Genomic DNA, 20,809 nt, shown 5'->3' with positions numbered 1-20,809 from the left:
ACCCGCCCTGGGGGCCCCGCGCCGGAATCCCGCGGCCGTCGAGACCGAAAGCCTCGCCGGACAGGCCTTGGATGCCGAAGAAAAAGCCGAACTGCTGGCCGCGCAAAGCGAAGAGCAGCAGAGCCAGCAACCGGCGCTCGAGGAAGTGCTGCGTCAGGCGCAGGCCAAAGCCAATGAGCAGCGCGCCGGCGTGACGCAGGTTCAACAGCAAATCCAGGTGCTGGCCGCTGACCAGCGCCACATCGAGGAGCAGTCTCGCTCGCTTGCCTTGCGCCACGAGCGACTGACGGCTGACCGCAATGCGCTTAACGCGCCCGACGAGGCGCGTCTGGCCAACCTCAACTCGCAGTTCGCCAGCGCGCAGGAAGCGCAGGCCGTGGCCGAAGCCCGCCTGCAGGAATTGACGGAAACCGTGCCCCAGCTTGATGAAGCGCGGCGCACTTTGCAGCAGACGGTCAATACCGAATCCGCCAGACGCGCTGATTTGTCAGCCCGCACCGAGGCGCTCAAGGCGTTGCAGGAAAAAGTCAGGACCGACGGCAAGCTGAAACCGTGGCTGGTTAGGAACGGCCTGGATGGTCTGCAAGCGTTATGGAGTCGCCTGCACATTGAGCAGGGCTGGGAAAACGCCCTCGAAGCCGCCCTCAGGGAGCGTCTGGGCGCGCTTGAGGTTTCACGGCTGGACCTGGTGCGCGGCTTTGCTGGCAGCGATGGACAGGGCGCACCGCCCTCCAAGTTGTCGTTTTTCACGCCGCCCGTTGCCGCGCTTCCCGCGCCGGCCAACCCATCGCTCAATCTTAAACCGCTGGCCGATTTGCTGCGGTTGAATGATGCCGGGCTGTCAGCGCTGCTGGGCGACTGGCTGCACAGCTGCTACACGGCCGAAAAGCTGGATGACGCGATGGCAGCGCGCGCGAGGCTGCAGGCCGGCGAAGTGATTTATGTCATGAGTGGCCATGCGGTGACAAGACACAGCGTGAGTTTTTACGCGCCCGACTCCGAACAGGCCGGTTTGCTGGCCAGGGCACAGGAGATTGAAAACCTCGACAAGCAGCTAAGGGCGCAGGCGTTGATCAGCGAGGAGGCCAGAGGCGCGCTGGTGCGCGCTGAAACGGTTTATACCGATGCGGCGCAACGCCTGGCCAGTGCCCGCCGCGAAAGCGCTGAAGGGCAAAGCCGTACCCATGAGCTGCAGGTCGAGGTGCTGCGTCTTGCGCAGCTGGCCGAGCAGACGCGCGCTCGCAGCCAGCAGATCCAGGCCGACATGGGCGAAATTGAAGCGCAGCTCAGTGAGCTGCAGGAGCGCAAGGTGACGGCGGAGGTCCGCTTTGAAGAACTCGACATGCAGCTGGCGGACAGCCAGGAGCGCCATGCCCAGCTTGACGATCGCGTGATTGAAACCGGGCGCCGGATGGCCGAATCGCGCGAACAGCAGCGCACCCTGGAGCGGCAGGCGCAAGAAGCCCAGTTTGCGTTGCGCAGCCTGCTTTCGCGCCGCGAAGAGCTGGCCCGCTCGATGGCCATTGCGGCGCAGCAGGCAGCCGCGATTGCGACGGAGGAAGAGCGTGCTGGCGATGAGTTGTCACGCCTGACCGATGCCGCGGCGCAGGGCGGGCTGCAAAACGCGCTGAACGTCAAGCTCGAGCGGGAAGCCGACCTGGGCGCCCAACGCAGTCAATATGACGATCTGACCACCAAGTTGCGCGCCAGCGACGAGCGCCGCCTGCAGCTGGAACGCGAGCTTGACCCCTTGCGCCAGCGCATCACCGAGTTCCAGCTCAAGGAACAGGCGGCGCGCCTGGGTTTTGAGCAATATGCCCAGTTGTTGCTGGACGCGCAGGCTGATCTGGCCGATGTCGAGTTGTCGCTTCAAACCGGCAATGTGCGCGCGGCTGGCCTGCAGGGCGAGATTGACCGCATCCACCGTGATATCCAGTCGCTGGGTGCCGTCAACCTGGCGGCGCTGGACGAACTGAGCACGGCCAGGGAACGCAAGCAGTTTCTCGATGCGCAGTCGGCCGATTTGAATGAAGCGATGGCGACGCTGGAAGATGCCATCCGGAAAATTGACATGGAAACGCGCGATTTGCTGTCCAGCACTTTTGAAGCCGTCAACGGCCACTTCGGCAAGATGTTCCCCGAGCTGTTTGGCGGCGGCAATGCGCGCCTGGTCATGACCGGGGAAGAAATCCTCGACGCCGGCGTGCAGGTGATGGCGCAGCCGCCCGGCAAGAAAAACCAGACCATTCACCTGCTCTCGGGCGGTGAAAAGGCGCTGACGGCGATTGCGCTGGTGTTTGCCATTTTCCAGCTCACCCCGGCCCCGTTCTGCCTGCTCGACGAGGTCGACGCGCCGCTTGACGATGCCAACACCGAGCGCTACGCCAAGCTGGTCAGCAGCATGAGCAGAGAGACCCAGTTTTTGTTCATCAGCCATAACAAGATCGCCATGGAAATGGCTGAGCAACTGATCGGCGTGACTATGCAGGAGCAGGGCGTTTCACGCATTGTCGCGGTTGATATGGAAGCCGCGCTCAGTTTTGCCGAGGCCGTCTAAATCATCATGAGTACATTACAAATCAGTCTGGCGGTGGCAGGTGGCCTGGTCCTGGCCGGCGTGGTAGCACACAGCGCTTGGTCGACCCGCAAGAACCTGCCGAAACGGGCGACTCCCCGGGAGCCGGCGCCAGAGCCCGCGCCATCGGCTGGTGTGCCGTTGACGCTGGACGCCGATGCCCTGGCGGAGCGGCAAGAGCCCAGTTTTGACACTGATTCGGGCCTGCAGGCTCTGACTCAGCTCACCCTACCTGACCGGAGAGCCGGTCTGGACATCCTGATCGATGCGATGGCCTCCGTCGCGCTGGAGTCTGTCGTTTCAGGCGAAGCCGCGCTCGCCGCGATGCCCAATACGCGCCGGGTCGGCAGCAAGCCGTTTGGGGTTGAAGGCCTGAGCGTGGCCAACGGGGAATGGGAGTTTCCCGCGGCCGGCCATCGCTACAGCGCCTTCCAGTGCGGGGTCCAACTGGCGAACCGGACCGGTGCCCTCAACCAGATTGAATATTCGGAATTCGTGATCACAACGCAAGCTTTTGCCGATGCGCTTGACGGTCAGGCCGAGTTTCCCGAGATGCAGGACGAGGTGGCGCGTGCCCGCGAACTGGACCAGTTTGCCAGCGCGCATGACGCCCAGTTGAGCTTTACCCTGCGCGCGAACCGCACGGCCTGGAGTCCGGGTTATGTGCAGCAAAGCGCGGCCAGGCTGGGTTTTGCCACGGGTGCCATCCCCGGCCGCATGGTATTGCCGGCCAACCAGCCGGGCCATGCGCCGATTCTGGGGCTGGCTTTTGACACCCAGGCCGCCATGGCCGACGACCCCGAACAAACCGCGCTGCGCGAACTCACTCTGTCACTCGACGTGCCGCAGGTGCTGCGCTCAGAGCAGCCTTTCGCACGCATGTGCGAGCTGGCAATTGCGCTGGCTGGCAGCATGGACGGAGTAATCATCGACGACAACGGCAACTTCATTCGCCCGGAAGCGATGGAGGGAATCCATGCAGATCTGGAGTTGCTGTATGACACGCTGGACGGGCGCGATCTTTCAGCGGGCTCGGCGCTGGGCCGTCGCCTGTTTTCGTGACTGCTCCGGCGGTTTTCCCGGCAGAGCCACTTTTCTTTGCCATTCCCTGAGCTGCTGTACTGACTGAATCCATGGCCACCGTTGACCTGTTTGCACCGCCGCATTCCCCTGCCGAACGCGCTGCCCGGTTGCGAGCCGAACTCGATGCGCACGCCCACCGCTATTACGTGCTTGACCAGCCGACAATTCCGGACATCGAGTACGACCGGCTGTTCAGGGAGTTGCAGGATATCGAGACGGCTCATCCTGAACTGCTGACGGCTGACTCGCCGACGCAGCGTGTCGGTGGCAAGCCGCTGGACCAGTTTGCCAGCGTGCGCCACAGGGTGCCCATGCTCAGCATTCGCACCGAGACCGACACCGAGCCGACGGGTGCACGGAACTTCGACACGCGCGTGCGAAAGGAATTGACGCTGGCCGCGTCCGATCCTCCGGTCGAGTACGTGGGTGAGCTCAAGTTCGACGGCCTGGCCATGAGCTTGCGGTATGAAAACGGGGTGCTGGTGCAGGCTGCCACGCGGGGTGACGGCGAGGTGGGGGAAGATGTCACGCAAAATATCCGTACCATCAAGCAGATCCCCTTGCGCTTGCCCGCCGGGTTTCCGTTTCTGGTTGAAGTGCGCGGCGAGGTCTACCTGAGCCGTGCCGATTTTGAAGCGCTGAATGAAAAGCAGCGCGAAAAGATCGCCCAGGGCGCTAAGGGCGAAAAAACTTTTGTCAACCCGCGCAACGCTGCAGCCGGCGGCGTACGCCAGCTTGATCCGGCGATTGCCGCCGAGCGGCGCCTGAGCTTTTTTGCCTACGGACTGGGCGAGATCACGCCGCCCGCAGACGGCGGCCCAAAGTTTGAAACCCACTTCCAGCTGCTGATGACGCTCAAATCATGGGGTTTTCCAGTCGCGGTCCAGACGACACGGCTGCAGGGTGCTACTGAATTAATAGCGTTTCATCAGGCCATGGGCGAGCAGCGCGACCGCCTGCCGTACGACATTGATGGTGTGGTGTACAAGGTCAACAGCCTGGCGCTGCAGCAGAAAATGGGTTTCGTCACGCGCGAGCCTCGCTGGGCCGTGGCGCATAAATATCCGGCGCAGGAGCAGCTCACCATGGTGCTGGGCATTGACGTGCAGGTCGGCCGCACCGGCAAGCTCACGCCTGTCGCCAAGCTGGCTCCGGTGTTTGTCGGGGGCGTCACCGTGACTAATGCGACCCTGCACAATGAAGACGAAGCGCGCCGCAAGGATGTGCGCGTCGGCGACACAGTCATCGTGCGCCGCGCCGGTGATGTGATTCCCGAGGTGGTCAGCGTCCTGCTGGACAAGCGCCAGCCGGATGCGCAAATCTTCACCATGCCACGCCACTGCCCGGTCTGCGGCTCGGATGCAGTCAGGGAAGATGGCGAAGCCGACTATCGCTGTACCGGCGGCCTGTTCTGCGCAGCCCAGCGCAAGGAGGCAATCCTGCACTTTGCGCACCGGCGCGCGGTCGAGATCGAAGGCCTGGGCGACAAGCTGGTCGAGCAGCTGGTGGAGGCGAACGTCATCCGCACTCTGCCCGATCTTTACAAGCTGGGTTTGAGTTCGCTGGCCAGCCTGGATCGCATGGCCGAAAAATCGGCTAAAAACCTGCTTGAAGCGCTGGAAAGATCCAGGCAAACCACCTTGCCGCGTTTCGTCTTCGGCCTGGGCATCCGGCACGTCGGCGAAGCGACCGCCAAGGCGCTGGCTCATCATTTTGGCAAGCTTGACGCCGTCATGGACGCCACTGAGGCGCAATTGCTGGAGGTCAACGACGTCGGTCCCATCGTTGCCCAAAGCATACGCACCTTCTTTGAGCAGTCGCACAACCGGGAAGTGGTCGAGCAGTTGCGCGCTTGTGGCGTGACCTGGGAAGAAGGCGAGCCCGCTGTCGTGGCTTTCAGACCGCTGTCGGGCAAGACCTTTGTCATCACCGGCACGCTGCCCAATCTGAGCCGGGACGGGGCGAAGGATCAGATTGAAGCGGCGGGCGGCAAGGTGGCCGGCTCTGTCAGCAAGAAAACCGACTACGTCGTGGCGGGTGCCGAGGCCGGCAGCAAGCTGGTGAAAGCGCAAGCGCTGGGCATTGCCGTGATTGATGAATCAGCCTTGCTGGCGCTGCTGGATTTGCCGTCCGGCTGAAACAAACTGGCTTCAGGAGCTTCAATCTCCCTGTGAGTCCTTGTGATCCAAGACGTAGGCCAGCATCCAGGCACAGAGGTCGGGTTCCGCAGCGCCTTCCTGACCAAAATCTTTGCCGCTATTAAAAAAGTAGCCGGATGCGCCTGCACTTGACGCACTAGCCCCTAATTTCATTGAAATTTTGCCGGATTGCTTCTTTGGGTGCCAGGCTTGCTGACTTACCAAACCCCTCGGCCCTGGCCTACAAGCTGCCAAGTGCCCAGCGCCTTAATCTTGCCTGCGGAAGACGGGTGAATTGGCTTTTCTCATCCTGCTTCCAAGCTGTGATTCAGCTGTCCGCACCGACACGAATCCTCCTTTCAACACCGCAACTTTAAAGGGAAATCATTATGAAAGCACTGGTTTACCAAGGCACTCGTGACGTTCGCGTCATGGAGATGCCCGACGCCAAAATCGAGCGGCCCACAGATGTTCTGGTCCGGATTACCGCGACCAATATTTGCGGCTCCGATTTGCATATGTATGAAGGCCGTACCGATATGGAGTCAGGCCGTATCCTGGGCCACGAAAATCTCGGCGAAGTGGTCGAAGTAGGCAATGCGGTCGACCGGATCAAGGTCGGCGACCGGGTCTGCCTGCCGTTCAACATCGGCTGCGGCTTCTGCAAGAACTGCGAACGCGGGCTGACCGGTTTTTGTTTGATCGCCAATCCCGGCTTTGCCGGCGCGGCGTATGGCTTTGCCGGCATGGGCCCATACAGCGGCGGCCAGGCTGAATACCTGCGCGTGCCTTATGCCGATTTCAACTGCCTGAAACTGCCGCCTGACGCCGAAGAAAAGGAAAACGACTATGTGATGCTGTCGGACGTCTTTCCTACCGGCTATCACGCGACCGAACTGGCCGGCGTGCGCCCTGGTGAAACAGTTGTTATTTACGGCGCCGGCCCGGTGGGCCTGATGGCGGCGCATTCGGCAGCCATCAAGGGCGCCAGCAAGATCATGGTGGTCGATTCGCACAAGGACCGGCTGGCCCTGGCGGAGAAAGTCGGCGCCATTGCAATTGACGACTCGGACGGATCATGCGTCGAGCAGATTCTGGAGTTGACCAAGGGCAAAGGCGCTGATCGTGGGTGCGAATGCGTGGGCTTTCAGTGTTACGACCATCACCACCACGAAGTACCGAACCTGACCATGAACAATCTGGTGAAAACGGTGCGGGCTTCCGGCGGCATCGGTGTGGTCGGTGTTTTTATTGCCGAAGACCCGGGTGCTAAAGACAAGCTGGCAAAGCAGGGACAGCTTGCATTCGACTTCGGCCAGTTCTGGATGAAGGGGCAGCACATTGCCACTGGACAAGCCAACGTCAAAGCCTACAACCGCCAGTTGCGTGACTTGATCGAGGCAGGCAAAGCCAATCCGTCGTTTATCGTTTCGCATGAACTTTCACTGGATCAGGCGCTTCAACTTCCCCGGCCCCCGGCCCCCCACCTTAACATCAAGTTCCTGGCCCGCACGGTGGGCTGACCCCTGGTTTTTTTGCGGCGGGGCCATTCTTTTCCGAACCCACGGCCGGGGGTGTGCATTGCATCGCGCACTGCACAATTTCCTGCGCAACACGATAATCGGTCGATGACCATTCGTGAAATTCTGAAAATGGGCGATGCGCGTCTTCTGCGCATCGCCCAACCCGTGACGACCTTTGACACCGATGAACTTCATGTCCTGATTTCAGACATGTTCTACACCATGCAGTCTGTCAATGGCGCCGGTCTGGCGGCACCTCAGATCGGCATCGATCTGCAGGTCGTGATTTTCGGCAGCGACCAGATCAATCTCCGCTATCCCAATGCGCCCGTCGTGCCGCGCACCGTGCTGCTCAATCCGGTGATTACGCCTTTGAGCGTGGAAGAAGACAGTGATTGGGAGGGTTGCCTGTCCGTACCCGGCCTGCGGGGTGTGGTGCCGCGTTTCTCGCACATTCGTTATACCGGGTTTGACCAGTACGGCGACCCGATTGACCGCACCGTGGAGGGCTTCCATGCGCGCGTGGTGCAGCATGAATGTGACCATCTGATCGGTAAGCTTTATCCGATGCGGATTCGTGACTTCGGCCAGTTTGGCTATACCGAGGTTCTTTTTCCGGGGCTGGATGTCAACGCTGACGACTAAGTAATCTTTAACCAGAGGCGTACGCTGCGCGACCTTGTTGGTAGTTTTGTCCTGTTTGAGCGTGTGTTGCGCAGAAAGTTTTGCGAATGTTTCAGGCTCCCGTTCCCGGGCCAGTGAATGCGCCGGTGTCGAAATCTTCCCTGCCTTATCAGTTGAAGTTTGAGACCGTCAGCGGGAGCGGCGACGACCTTCAATTGCGTTCGCTACTGGATCGGCAGCAATTTCATGATCCCATGGGTGAGGCCGAGCGCGAAGGCATTTCTTCTTCGGCCTGGCCTATATTTGGCCTGTTATGGCCGTCTGGCCGCGTGCTGGCCCATGTCATGCTGACCTGCGAACTGCAAGATAAACGCATTCTGGAACTCGGTTGCGGCCTGGCGCTGGCCAGCCTCGTGGTTCATCGCCGCGGCGGCAACATTACAGCCAGCGACTGCCATCCATTGGCGGCTGATTTTTTATTGGAAAATCTCAAGCTGAACCACCTGCCGGCCATGAAATACCAGGTTGGTAACTGGTCGCGCGCCAATCCGCTGCTTGAGCGCTTTGACCTGATTATTGGCAGTGATGTGTTGTATGACCGTGGTCAACCGGAGGTGCTATCGCAGTTTATCGACCAGCACCTGCAAGCCGGTGGTGAGGTGCTTATTGTTGACCCCGACCGTGGCAACCGGGTGAGTTTCAACCGGAAAATGGACCTTTTGGGCTATGAGCATACCGAGACACGTGTTTCTTCCCTTCCCGGCAGTGGTGAAAAGTACAAGGGGCGTTTGCTGCGGTATCTGAAGGCCTCGCCGCACTGAAAAATGCGCACTGCGCCGCGTCTCTGGGCTTCAGGCGTTCAGTGCGTCGAGCAACTCGGTTTCTATGGCGATCTGCGCCTTGTTGTGCTGCAGTTCGGTGCCGTCGATTAAAAAGCTGTCTTCGACGCGCTCGCCCAGTGTGCTGACTTTGGCCAGCAAGATGTTGATGTGGTGGCGGGCCAGCACGCGCGCAATCAGGTACAGCAAGCCGACCCGGTCGCTCGCCGATACGCTGAGCAGCCAGCGCTGCGCTTTTTCATCGGGACGAAGGTCGACGCGGGGCGCCACCGGAAAGCTTTTGACGCGCCGGGATACACGACCTTTTCCCGGTGGCGGCAATGGGCCACGCTCTTCGAGTGTACGGTCCAGGTCAGCCTCCACCATGGAGGCCAGTTCGCGGTAATGATCGTCCAGCGCGGGACTGATTACCTCGAAGGTATCGAGTGCGTAGCCATTGTTGGCGGTATGAACCTTGGCATCCAAAATACTGAAACCGGCCTGGTCAAAATAGCCACAAATGCGCGCGAACAAATCGGGCGTATCCGGCGTGTAGACCAGCACCTGCATGCCTTCGCCAGCCAGCGAGCGGCGCGCACGCACGATGACTTTGGCCTTGCCTGCGTGGCGCGACAACTGGCGGGCATGCCAGGCAATATCGCTGGCTTCGTGGCGCATGAAGTAACTGACGTCCAGCGTATTCCAGAGCGCCTTGTGCGCCTCGAATGGCTCGGCGTGCAAGGCGAGCGTAGTGAGGGCTTCGCGTTTGCGCGCTTCCACCTCGGCCTTGGCATCGGGCGCGCGCCCGCCCAGCACCCGCAGCGTGTAGCGGTAAAGGTCTTCCAGCAGCTTGCCTTTCCAGGCGTTCCAGACCTTGGGGCTTGTGCCGCGAATGTCGGCGACCGTTAGCAGGTAGAGCGCGGTCAAATAACGTTCATTGCCGACGCGCCTGGCAAACGCGGCAATCACCTCCGGGTCGCTCAGGTCCTCTTTTTGCGCAATACGGCTCATGCTCAGATGTTCGCCCACCAGAAATTCGATCAGTTTCGCGTCTTCCGCTGCAATGCCGTGCTGACGACAAAAAAGGCATACCTCCTTGCGGCCCAGCTCGGAATGGTCGCCGCCACGTCCCTTGGCAATGTCATGGAACAGCGCGGCAATAAACAATACCCAAGGCTTGTCCCAGCCTGCGGCCAGTTGCGAGCACATCGGGTATTCGTGAGAATGCTCGGCCATGAAAAAGCGCCGCACATTGCGCAGCACCATCAGGATGTGCTGGTCTACGGTATAGACATGAAACAGGTCATGCTGCATCTGCCCGACGATGTTTCGGAAGACCCAGAGGTAGCGCCCCAGCACCGAGGTCTGGTTCATCAGCCGCAGCGCGTGGGTGATGCCTTCGGGTTGCTGCAGAATGCGCCGGAAGGTATCCCGATTGACCGGATCGCTGCGGAATTTCCCGTTCATGACGCTTCTGGCGTTGTACAGTGCCCGCAGGGTACGGGCCGACAGCCCCTTGATGCCCACGGTCTTCTCGTACAGGAGGAAGGTTTCAAGAATGGCATGCGGTTCGCGCAGATACAGGTCGTCGTTAACCACCTCCAGCATGCCTGACTTGTCAAAAAACCGCTCGTTGATGGCGCGTAGCGGATAGGTGTCGGGGGTCAGGCGCTCCTCGATGTTGAGCAGCAAAATCTGGTTGAGCTGGGTGACCGCCTTGGCTGCCCAGTAATAGCGGCGCATCAAGGCTTCGCCGGGGCGGCGCGGCAATTTTTTCGCGTCATAAGTTTCGGCCTGGTAGCCAAAAGACTCGGCAACCGCCGTTTGCAGGTCAAACACCAGCCGGTCTTCACGCCGGCCCGAGATCAGGTGCAGGCGCGCGCGAATCAGGCTGAGCAGCGCCTCGTTGGACTTGATCTGCCGTATTTCAAAAGCCGTGGCCAAACCGCTTTTGGCCAGCTCATCCCAGGATTTACCCAGACCGGCAGCGCGAGCCACCCAAAGCACCACCTGCAAATCGCGCAGGCCGCCCGGTGATTCCTTGCAATTGGGTTCCAGCGCGTAAGGCGTATTTTCGAACTTATTGTGGCGCTGGCGCAGTTCCAGCGTCTTGGCCACGAAAAAAGCTTTGGGGTCAAGAATCGCTTCAAGCTGCGTCTGCAGGCTCGAAAAGTTTGTTCTGGAACCGGTCAGCAGCCGCATCTCAAGCAGCGATGTCTGCACCGTGACATCCTTCGCCGCTTCTTCCACGCAGTCGGTCGCCGTGCGCACGCTGGAGCCAATCTCCAGCCCGCTGTCCCAGCAATTGCTGACGAAGTTTTCAAGCTTGGCCTTTAGTACCGGATTGCTTTCGAGGTTGACGTTATCGGGCAGTAGCAGCAACACGTCGACGTCGGAATGAGGGAACAACTCGCCCCGGCCGAAGCCCCCCACGGCAACCAGGCACAAATCGGGTGGAAAACCGGCGCGTTGCCATAGTAAAAGCAGGGTGGCATCGGTGTGTATGGCGAGCTTTTGCAGCAGGCTGTGAATGCCGCGCGTGGACGCGCCGCTTCCCGCCAAAGAGGTGAACAGTGCGGATTTACCCGCGCGATACTGTTCGCGCAGCAGGCCCAGTTCAGTCATGGGTGGAAAGTTGGCCAGCCCTGAAAGGGCTTGCTCAGGCACTGGCACTGGCGGCGGTTGGTACGGTCGTGTTTGGTGGCACAAAGGCTGGAATCGACGGGCTGCCGGCAGAAAGCGTCAGCACCTCGTAGCCGGTTTCCGTGACCAGAATCATGTGCTCCCATTGAGCGGACAGTGAATGGTCGCGCGTTACGATGCTCCAGCCGTCTTTTTCCGGGCCGTCCTTGATGTCGCGCCTGCCGATGTTGATCATCGGTTCGATGGTGAAAATCATGCCCGGCCTGAGTTCTTCCAGGGTGCCGGGGTGTCCGTAATGCAACACCTGCGGGTCTTCATGAAACTTGGTGCCGATGCCATGGCCGCAAAACTCGCGGACGATGGAATAGCCCTGCTTTTCGGCAAAAACCTGGATCGCGTGGCCAATATCGCCCAGGTGGGCCCCTGGCTTGACGCACATGATGCCTTTCCACATGGCTTCGTAAGTGACCTGGCACAAACGCTTGGCCGCAATGGACACCTCGCCCACCATAAACATGCGGCTGCTATCACCGTGCCAGCCGTCTTTGATGCCCGTCACATCCAGATTGACAATGTCGCCTTTCTTGAGCGGTTTGTCATTCGGAATGCCATGGCACACCTGGTGATTGACCGAAGTACACAAGGACTTCGGGTAGGGCGCGTAATTGGGCGGGCCATAGCCCAGCGTGGCTGGAATGGTGCCTTGCACCTGGGTCATGTACTCATGGGTCAGCCGGTCAATTTCGTTGGTGGTTATGCCGGGTTTGACGAAGGGAGTGAGGTAGTCCAGCAACTCGCCGGCGAGCCTGCCTGCCGCGCGCATGCCTTCAATGCCTGCCGCATCTTTGTAAGTAATACTCATATCGGAATTATCCCACCGGACATCAACGCCTGCATTTCAGGGCTCGGCAAGAGGTTTTTGTGCAATGCCTGATAGCGTCGTGGCCATGTGGTCGCAAGCGCTAGAAGCGGCCGGTGCGCTGATAAACTCGAAAAATCGGCAGTACACCCAGAATTCAACCCGCTTCTCAGGTGTTGCGCTTTCGCAGGAGGTGTCAAGCCGGAAAAAGCAGCCTGCCAGCCGCCCTCAACATCTCCACCAAAAGGCCATGGTTACCGTGAATCTGCACTTGACGACTTTTGAGGGCGATGCCTACGGCATCAGTGCCCTGAGCGACTTTCGCGCTCAGCAACTTCTTCCCCGTTTGCAAGCCATTCACGACAAAATCGTGGGTATCAGCGCCCGGTTTGTGCACTTTGTTGCGACCGAAGAGTTGCCAACGGAAGCCTTGAAAACCCGTCTTGCGGCCTTGCTGAGCTATGGCGAACAGTGCTCCGGACAGACTGGCAATGCGGGCGATGATTTGCGTTTTGTCGTGTCGCCGCGCTTTGGCACGGTGTCGCCCTGGGCCTCCAAGGCGACCGACATCGCCCACAACTGCGGCCTGGTCGTCAAACGCATCGAGCGCATCACCGAGTACCGTGTGACGCTGAAAGCAGGTTTGTTCAGCAAGACCGCGTTGAGCGAAACCCAACGCGAGCTGGTCGCTGCCCTGCTGCATGACCGCATGACCGAAAGCGTGGTGGCTGACCGCGCCCAAGCGCAGGCCGGTCTGTTCACCGAACTGCAGGGCGCGCCGCTGCAAACCATCGACGTGCTGCAGGGCGACACAGCGCAGGGCAGGGCCGCGTTGGCGCGCGCCAACACCGAATTCGGCCTGGCGCTGGCCGCTGACGAGATCGACTATCTGGTCACCGCCTTCACCCAGCTCAAACGCAACCCGACCGACGTTGAGCTGATGATGTTTGCGCAAGCCAATAGCGAACACTGCCGCCACAAGATCTTCAACGCTGACTTCACGATTGACGGCGTGCCGCAGGAGAAAAGCCTGTTTGGCATGATTCGCAACACCGAGAAGCTGCACCCGCAGCACACGGTGGTGGCGTATTCAGACAACGCCTCGGTCATGGAAGGCGCAAAAATTCAGCGTTTTTATGCCAAATCCGCCTCAGGTCCAACAAATACCGCTACTTCTAGCTATCAAACCTATAGCGCTCATGACGATGTGCTGACGCATGTGCTGATGAAGGTCGAAACGCACAACCACCCCACGGCGATTTCCCCTTTCCCGGGTGCAGCGACCGGTGCTGGCGGCGAAATCCGCGACGAAGGCGCGACCGGTCGTGGCTCCAAACCGAAGGCCGGCCTGACCGGTTTTACCGTTTCCAGACTGTTTGACGGTGACTACGGCAAGCCCGGTCACATCGCCAGCCCGCTGCAGATCATGCTGGAGGGCCCGCTGGGCGGCGCCGCGTTCAACAACGAGTTTGGCCGGCCCAATCTGGCTGGCTACTTCCGCGAATACGAACAAACCGTGGGCGGCCAGCGCTGGGGTTACCACAAGCCGATCATGATCGCCGGCGGCGTCGGCACCATCGATGCCGGGTTGACCCACAAGATATTGTTTCCTGCCGGCACGCTGCTGATCCAGCTGGGCGGCCCGGGCATGCGCATTGGTATGGGCGGTAGTGCGGCCAGTTCCATGGCCTCGGGCGCCAACGCTGCCCACCTGGACTTTGATTCGGTGCAGCGCGGCAACCCTGAAATCGAGCGCCGTGCCCAGGAAGTGATTAACCAGTGCGCCCAGTTGGGCGGCGCCAATCCGATTCTGGCGATTCACGACGTGGGCGCCGGTGGCTTGTCCAACGCCTTTCCCGAACTGGTCAACGATGCCGGGCGTGGTGCGCGCTTTAACTTGCGCGCCGTCAAGCTCGAAGAAAGCGGCCTGTCGCCGAAAGAAATCTGGAGCAATGAAAGCCAGGAACGCTACGTGATGGCGATTGCGCCCGAGTCGCTGGCACTGTTCGAAGCATTTTGCGAGCGCGAGCGCTGCCCGTTTGCGGTGATTGGCGTGGCGACCGAAGAGCGGGACCTGATCGTTGCAGATGAAGCAAGTGCAGATATTGCATGCCAGTCAGGGCCGCGGAACCGGCTTAGCCGGGCCGCAGGCGCAGCGGCCCCCTCGGGGGGCAGCGAACCACACGCAGTGGGGAGCGTGGAGGCTCCAGTTCATATGCCGCTGAACGTGCTGCTGGGCAAGCCCCCCAAAATGCACCGTGACGTCACCCGCGTGGCGCGCCCCATCAAGCCGCTTGACCTGACCGGCGTGAATCTGCAAAAGAGTGCGATTGACGTGTTGAGCCATCCGACGGTGGCGTCCAAACGGTTTTTGATCACCATTGGCGACCGCACCGTGGGCGGCCTGACGCACCGCGACCAGATGGTTGGCCCGTGGCAGGTGCCGGTGGCTGATTGTGCGGTGACGCTGGCCGATTACCAGGGCTTTGGCGGCGAAGCCATGAGCATGGGCGAGCGCACGCCGCTGGCCACGGTGAACGCTGCTGCGTCGGGCCGCATGGCGGTGGCCGAAGCCATCACCAACCTGCTGGCCGCGCCGATCGAGCTGTCGCGGGTAAAACTCTCGGCCAACTGGATGGCTGCCTGCGGCGAGCCGGGTCAGGACGCGGCCCTGTATGAAACCGTCAAGGCCGTTGGCATGGAACTGTGCCCGGCGCTGGGGGTGTCGATTCCCGTCGGCAAGGATTCGCTGTCGATGCGCACCGTCTGGAGCGACGAGTCCGGCAGCAAAAAAGTTACCTCGCCAGTCTCGCTGATCGTCAGCGCCTTTGCCACGCTGGCCGACGTGCGCGGCACGCTTACGCCCGAGCTGAACACGGTTGAGGCTGACTCCACGCTCATCCTGATCGACCTGGGCAAGGGCCAGATGCGCATGGGTGGCTCCATCCTTGCGCAAAGCCTGGGGATTGAAGACGGCGATGTGCCGGACCTGGACAACGCCCAAGACTTGGTGAGCCTGGTCAGTGCCATCAACGCCTTGCGCGCGCAGGGGAAAATTCTGGCCTACCACGACCGCAGCGACGGTGGCCTGTTCGCCACAGTTTGCGAAATGGCTTTCTCCGGCCATGTCGGCGTCTCGCTCAATGTCGATATGCTGTTGTTAGAGGGTGACGGCATCAGCGACAGCCGCATGGATACGGGCGACAGCAAAAACTGGGCGACGCAAGTGGGTGGCCGGCGTGAAGAGTTGACGCTGAAGGCGCTGTTCAATGAAGAGCTGGGCGTCGTGATCCAGGTGGCTAGCTCCACGCGCAACGAGGTCATGCAAACCCTGCGCGAATATGGCCTCTCCAAATTCAGCCACTTCGTCGGCAAAACCCGGCCGCAACATGCGGCGCTGGAGGTTGGCAAAGGTGAAGTGCAAATCTGGCGAGATGCCAAGTCGGTGTTCAAGGCCCCGTTGCAAGACCTGCACCAGGTCTGGGACTCCGTGAGCTGGAAAATTTGCCGGCAGCGTGACAACCCGCTGGGTGCCGATTCGGAACACGCGGCGGCTGGCGACCCGCTCGACCCCGGCCTGCATGTGCACCTGACGTTTGACCCGGCGAAGGCGCCGGTCGCACCAGCATTGAAACTGTCAAGGCCCCGGGTTGCGGTGCTGCGCGAGCAGGGCGTCAACTCGCATGTCGAAATGGCTTATGCCCTGGCGCAAGCCGGTTTTGAAGCCTGCGACGTTCACATGACCGACCTGCAAGACGGCCGCGCCAGGCTAGCCGACTTTGCGGGTGTGGTCGCTTGCGGCGGCTTTAGTTACGGTGACACGCTCGGCGCCGGCATAGGCTGGGCGCGGTCCATCACCTTTAACAACCTGCTGGCGAATGAATTTCGTGGTTTCTTTGGCCGCAACGACACATTCGCGCTGGGCGTATGCAACGGCTGCCAGATGTTTGCCGAACTGGCCGACATCATTCCGGGCGCTGAAGCCTGGCCACGCTTTACCACCAATCGCAGCGAACGTTTTGAAGCGCGTCTGAGCCAGGTGGAAGTGTTGGAGTCACCCAGCCTGTTCTTCGCTGGCATGGCCGGCACGCGCCTGCCGATTGCCGTGGCGCACGGCGAGGGCTACGCCAATTTCACCGACCGCGGCGATGCGGGCAACGCGATTGCCGCCATGCGCTTTACCGACAACCACGGCAAGCCAACGCAGGCCTATCCCGCCAATCCCAATGGCAGCGCTGGCGGGTTGACGGCGGTGACGACAGCGGACGGCCGTTTTACCGCCATGATGCCGCACCCCGAACGCGTTTTCCGCAATGTACAGATGAGCTGGACCAGCGGAGACGTGACCGGCTTGAGCCCCTGGACACAACTTTGGCGCAATGCACGCAAGTGGGTGGGTTGACCGGTCCGGTCCAATGGCGCCGCGAGCAGCCCCGCTCATGACAGTTATTTGCGGCAGCCGGTATAGTGCATCCCTAGCGCGGCTGATCCCGTATTGACGAGCCGGCCTGCGCGCATTCGGCAGCTTTAATCTCTTGCAATTTCCGCCGGAAAATTCATGAGCCTGCGAGACAAGCCAACCGGCGTGAAAGCACCTGACATGTCAGTAAACCAGCAGCAAGAAATCATTGACGGACTGACGCGCGAAAACGCATCGATTTCGCCCAAGTATTTCTACGATACGCGCGGCTCGGAATTATTCGAAGCTATCACCAGAGTGCCTGAGTACTATCCCACGCGCACCGAACTCGCCGTCATGCAAACCCACTCTCGCGCAATTGCGCAAAGCGTTGGCCCGGGCACCACACTGATTGAATTCGGTGCAGGCAATTGTGCCAAGGCTCGCGCCTTATGCAGGTTGATAGATCCCGTGCGCTTCGTTGGCATCGATATTTCCGCAGACTATTTGCAGGATGCGATAAAGAGCATGCGGTCCGAGTTTCCCGGCATTGAGTTGCGTGCCGTGGCGGCGGACCTGAGCCATGGGTTTGAGTTGCCTGCCGACATACCCCGCGCCAAGCGACTGGTGTTTTATCCCGGGTCTTCGATTGGCAATTTTGATCCTGAGCATGCCCGTGAACTGCTGGAACGCATGCGCTCACTGATTGACGGGGACGGCGCGTTATTGATAGGCATCGACCTGCCCAAGGATGTTGCCGCGCTCGAAGCAGCCTATGACGATGCCGCAGGTGTGACCGCAGCATTCAATCTCAATGTGCTGGCCCATGTCAACCTGCTCATAGGCAGTAACTTCATATCCTGCCAGTGGCTACACCGCTCATTTTTCAATGCAAGCGAGTCGCGGATCGAAATGCATCTGGAAGCAGTCACAGACGTGCTGGTGTGCTGGCCGGGTGGTGAGCGCAGTTTTGCGGCGGGTGAGCGTATTCACACCGAAAATAGCTACAAGTACCCGCTGGATAAATTCATTACCCTGTTGTCCCTCGCGGGATTTGCCAAAACGCAGACATGGACCGACGAGCACCACTGGTTTGCCGTCATCCGGGCTTGCGCGTGAATCCCTTGCCGAACACCGTCATGCCGGCCGACCTGATTAGCGCCTACAACGCGGTACGCCAGCAAAGCGCTGCCCTGGCCGCACCCTTGTCTTGCGAGGACAGCTGTGTGCAGTCCATGCCGGATGCGAGTCCCGCGAAGTGGCATTTGGGCCACACCACCTGGTTTTTTGAAACCTTTGTGCTGGAACCTCGCGAACCTGGATTCAAACCCTTTCATTCCGCATTTCGCATGTTGTTCAACTCGTACTACAACGCAGTCGGTGACAAGCACCCGCGACCGCAACGCGGCCTGCTGACGCGCCCCGGCTTAAGCGAGGTGTTGGGCTACCGAAGCAATGTGGATGAACGCATGCAGGCGCTTCTGCTGACGAAGCCTGATGACGACGAACTGCGTGAACTTGTTGTTCTTGGCCTGCATCACGAGCAGCAGCACCAGGAACTGCTGCTGACCGACATCAAGCACCTGTTCTCGGTCAGCCCACTGTACCCGGCTTACACTGACCCGGCATCTCCCTGTGCGACCGCAGCACCGCTGACATGGCATGCTTTCCCTGATGGTGTCGTCCAGATTGGACATGAAGGCGACCCATTTTATTTTGACAACGAGAAGCCCCGGCATCGCGTTTATCTGCAAGCCTACCAGCTAGCCTCGCGTCTGGTGACCAATGCCGAGTACGCCGCTTTTATCGAGGCGGAAGGTTACGGTACGCCCGCCCATTGGCTGGCCGAGGGATGGGACTGGCGTCTGGCCGAAGGCCGTGATCACCCGATGTACTGGCAGCGAAACACAGCCGGGTGGCAGGAGTTCACCCTGGGCGGGCTGTGCGCACTGGACCCCAATGCGCCAGTGCTGCATGTTTCTTATTACGAAGCAGATGCCTACGCGCGCTGGGCCTGTGCGCGACTACCCACTGAGGCCGAATGGGAGTCGGCGGCAGCGCCACTCGCGTTGAATACTCATTCTGCCGGCGCCGGTTGTTTTCATCCTCGAAGCACCCAGGATGCCGGCTTGAGTCAGTTGTTTAGTGACGCCTGGCAGTGGACCCAGTCCAGCTATGCTGCATATCCGGGGTTTCGTGCGCCCCCTGGTGCCGTCGGCGAATACAACGGCAAGTTCATGGTTAACCAGTATGTGTTGCGGGGTGGCTCATGCGTCACTCCGGAAAGTCATCTGCGCGTGAGTTATCGAAATTTCTTTCCGGCGTCAGCTTGCTGGCAGTTTTCCGGCATTCGGTTGGCGCGCGATGTCTGAGCCTGCGGCTGCGCAGCCGGATGTTTCCGTGGTCCAGATTAAAGCTGGTTGTCCGGCTCATGCCACGCATTTTTGCAAATTACCCGCATGTAAAATTTCCTGCCAGCCGCCTTGATCCCACCAGGCGGCGGCGTCTACCCAGTGTGCAAATAGGCTACACCAGATTACATGGTTGGGTCACGAGCGACGGACGGGCGTCTTTGCTGCCGCATCGTCTGCAGACTGGACGCTGGTCTCAGTGCCCGCCGGCAAGTGTCTCCGCCGCCATGCTTTTTCGATTTCCACTGCCGCGTACACCACGAAGGCAGCCGCCAGGCACACTGCGAGTTCGGACAGGCTCAATGGTGCAGTCTTGAAAATTGGATTGAGCGCGGGGACATAGATCGTCGCCATCTGAAGCATAAATGTCAGAAGCACCGCGCCCAGCAATGGTCGGTTGGATGCAATGCCAATGCGCCAAAGGGGGTCGTGCTCGGACCGGATGCCCATCACATGCGCCATTTGCCCGAGAGTGAGTACCGTGAACACCATGGTCTGCCAGTGCGCATGCCCGGTGGAAATAGCCCAGGCCTGCACCCCCAGGCATAGTCCGCCAATCAATAGACCCACGCCCAGGATGTGTTGCCACATACCGTGAGCAAACAGACTTTCCCTGGGCGACCTGGGTGGCCGGTGCATGATGCCTGGTTCGGCCGGCTCGGCTGCCAGTGCCAAGCCCGGCAGGCCGTCGGTGACCAGATTGACCCAGAGGATGTGGATCGGCAGCAGCGGAATCGGCAGCAGTAGCAGCGGGGCCAGAAAAATGGTCCAGATCTCGCCTGAGTTGCCGGTCATCGCGTAGCGCACAAACTTGCGGATATTGTCGTAAATGCGCCGGCCTTCGCGCACGGCGCTCACGATGGTGGCGAAGTTGTCATCGAGCAGCACAAGGCTGGCGGCTTCGCGGGCCACGTCGGTCCCGCCTTTGCCCATGGCCACGCCGATGTCTGCCCGTTTGAGCGCTGGCGCGTCGTTCACGCCGTCGCCAGTCATGGCCACGAATTCGCCCTGCGCCTGCAGCGCCGCCACGATACGGATTTTCTGCGCCGGATCCACGCGGGCGTAAATTCGCACCCGTTGTACCTGTGAACGCAGCGTTTCCTCATCCATGGCGACCAGGTCGGCGCCTGTCAGCACTTGGGCCCCGGCGTTGTCAACGATGCCGAGTCGCAACGCAATCGCGCGCGCCGTGGCGGGATGATCGCCCGTGATCATGACGGCAGTGATGCCGGCGGTCATGCATTCGCCCACCGCTGCAGCTGCTTCGGGGCGCGGCGGATCGATCAGTCCGACCAGTCCAAGAAAGCTCAGACCGCTTTCAACCGCCTCGATTTCAGCGTCGGCCTTTGGCAGCCGTTCATGGCTGCGCCGCGCTACGGCCAGCACCCGCAGACCCTGCGCGGCCAGAGCGTCCGCGCGCGCCAGCCAGCCGGCGTGGTCGATGCTGACCGAAACGCCTTCGCTGATGTCCTTGCACAACGGAATGACCGATTCCGGCGCGCCCTTGGTATAGGCCACAAATCCTCGCGGAGTGCGATGGACGGTAGTCATGCGCTTGCGGTCAGCATCGAATGGCTGCTCGTGCACGCGCGGCCACTGGGTGTCCAGCGCGGCTTTGTCGAGGCCGGCATTTGCAGCCACGTCAGCCAGTGCCGTCTCGGTCGGGTCGCCCAGCCAGCCGCCTCCGGGCGCCGGGCGGGCATCGTTGCACAAGGCCATTGCGCGCAGCAGTTCTG

12 protein-coding genes are annotated in these 20,809 nt (G+C 60.7%); 9 read left to right on the top strand and 3 right to left on the bottom strand.

Annotation, left to right across the window (positions count from 1 at the left end; translation table 11 throughout):
• The 6 genes from HHJ19_RS08760 to HHJ19_RS08735 all read left to right on the top strand — a co-directional run.
• On the top strand, positions 1-2,557 hold a 2,557-nt coding region (locus tag HHJ19_RS08760; RefSeq protein ID WP_296905979.1), incomplete at its 5' end, for a chromosome segregation protein SMC.
• A 6-nt stretch (positions 2,558-2,563) separates the two neighbouring features.
• Positions 2,564-3,637 (top strand): cell division protein ZipA C-terminal FtsZ-binding domain-containing protein, encoded by a 1,074-nt coding sequence (locus HHJ19_RS08755; protein WP_296905976.1) that lies wholly within the window; start codon positions 2,564-2,566, stop codon positions 3,635-3,637.
• A gap of 71 nt (positions 3,638-3,708) precedes the next feature.
• Positions 3,709-5,796: an NAD-dependent DNA ligase LigA gene (gene ligA, locus HHJ19_RS08750; RefSeq protein ID WP_296905973.1), complete on the top strand. Its 2,088-nt coding sequence runs from the start codon at positions 3,709-3,711 to the stop codon at positions 5,794-5,796.
• A gap of 389 nt (positions 5,797-6,185) precedes the next feature.
• Positions 6,186-7,319, top strand: a complete 1,134-nt coding sequence (locus HHJ19_RS08745; RefSeq protein ID WP_296905971.1) for a glutathione-independent formaldehyde dehydrogenase — start codon at positions 6,186-6,188, stop codon at positions 7,317-7,319.
• A 105-nt stretch (positions 7,320-7,424) separates the two neighbouring features.
• Entirely contained in the window at positions 7,425-7,964 is a 540-nt protein-coding gene (gene def / locus HHJ19_RS08740; protein WP_296905968.1) for a peptide deformylase, read from the top strand.
• Positions 7,965-8,050: 86 nt separating this feature from the next.
• A complete protein-coding gene (locus tag HHJ19_RS08735; protein ID WP_296905965.1) occupies positions 8,051-8,764 on the top strand; it encodes a methyltransferase domain-containing protein in 714 nt (237 codons plus the stop codon).
• A gap of 30 nt (positions 8,765-8,794) precedes the next feature.
• Here the strand turns inward: HHJ19_RS08735 and HHJ19_RS08730 are convergent, their stop codons facing one another.
• Together HHJ19_RS08730 and map are read right to left on the bottom strand one after the other, a co-directional pair.
• Complete coding sequence (locus HHJ19_RS08730) at positions 8,795-11,386, bottom strand: [protein-PII] uridylyltransferase (RefSeq protein WP_296905988.1); 2,592 nt, start codon at positions 11,384-11,386, stop codon at positions 8,795-8,797.
• Positions 11,387-11,420: 34 nt separating this feature from the next.
• Positions 11,421-12,266, bottom strand: a complete 846-nt coding sequence (gene map, locus HHJ19_RS08725) for a type I methionyl aminopeptidase (protein ID WP_296905963.1) — start codon at positions 12,264-12,266, stop codon at positions 11,421-11,423.
• Positions 12,267-12,522: 256 nt separating this feature from the next.
• Between map and purL the strand changes: the two genes are divergently transcribed.
• From purL to egtB, 3 genes are all read left to right on the top strand, one after another.
• A complete protein-coding gene (gene purL, locus HHJ19_RS08720) occupies positions 12,523-16,665 on the top strand; it encodes a phosphoribosylformylglycinamidine synthase (protein WP_296905960.1) in 4,143 nt (1,380 codons plus the stop codon).
• A 198-nt stretch (positions 16,666-16,863) separates the two neighbouring features.
• Positions 16,864-17,781, top strand: coding sequence for an L-histidine N(alpha)-methyltransferase (egtD, locus tag HHJ19_RS08715; protein WP_296905986.1), 918 nt, complete (start codon positions 16,864-16,866; stop codon positions 17,779-17,781).
• Positions 17,782-17,801: 20 nt separating this feature from the next.
• Complete coding sequence (gene egtB, locus HHJ19_RS08710) at positions 17,802-19,034, top strand: ergothioneine biosynthesis protein EgtB (protein ID WP_296905982.1); 1,233 nt, start codon at positions 17,802-17,804, stop codon at positions 19,032-19,034.
• A gap of 177 nt (positions 19,035-19,211) precedes the next feature.
• On the opposite strand, the gene HHJ19_RS08705 is transcribed toward egtB, so the two are convergent.
• The coding region (locus tag HHJ19_RS08705) for an HAD-IC family P-type ATPase (RefSeq protein WP_296905957.1) at positions 19,212-20,809 on the bottom strand (1,598 nt) is incomplete at its 5' end.

The organism is Polaromonas sp. (assembly GCF_012927415.1).
Lineage (GTDB): Bacteria > Pseudomonadota > Gammaproteobacteria > Burkholderiales > Burkholderiaceae_C > Polaromonas.
The sequence above is the reverse complement of the archived record's forward strand: the minus strand, read 5'-3'. Positions and strand labels throughout refer to the sequence as shown.

What these genes read in the sequence shown, in the direction of transcription:
- HHJ19_RS08745 (WP_296905971.1), top strand. Translation starts at nt 6,186, where the DNA reads ATGAAAGCACTGGTTTACCAAGGCACTCGTGACGTTCGCGTCATGGAG.
- HHJ19_RS08735 (WP_296905965.1), top strand. Translation starts at nt 8,051, where the DNA reads ATGTTTCAGGCTCCCGTTCCCGGGCCAGTGAATGCGCCGGTGTCGAAA.
- HHJ19_RS08755 (WP_296905976.1), top strand. Translation starts at nt 2,564, where the DNA reads ATGAGTACATTACAAATCAGTCTGGCGGTGGCAGGTGGCCTGGTCCTG.
- HHJ19_RS08730 (WP_296905988.1), bottom strand. Translation starts at nt 11,386, where the DNA reads ATGACTGAACTGGGCCTGCTGCGCGAACAGTATCGCGCGGGTAAATCC.
- ligA (WP_296905973.1), top strand. Translation starts at nt 3,709, where the DNA reads ATGGCCACCGTTGACCTGTTTGCACCGCCGCATTCCCCTGCCGAACGC.
- egtD (WP_296905986.1), top strand. Translation starts at nt 16,864, where the DNA reads ATGTCAGTAAACCAGCAGCAAGAAATCATTGACGGACTGACGCGCGAA.
- map (WP_296905963.1), bottom strand. Translation starts at nt 12,266, where the DNA reads ATGAGTATTACTTACAAAGATGCGGCAGGCATTGAAGGCATGCGCGCG.
- egtB (WP_296905982.1), top strand. Translation starts at nt 17,802, where the DNA reads ATGCCGGCCGACCTGATTAGCGCCTACAACGCGGTACGCCAGCAAAGC.
- def (WP_296905968.1), top strand. Translation starts at nt 7,425, where the DNA reads ATGACCATTCGTGAAATTCTGAAAATGGGCGATGCGCGTCTTCTGCGC.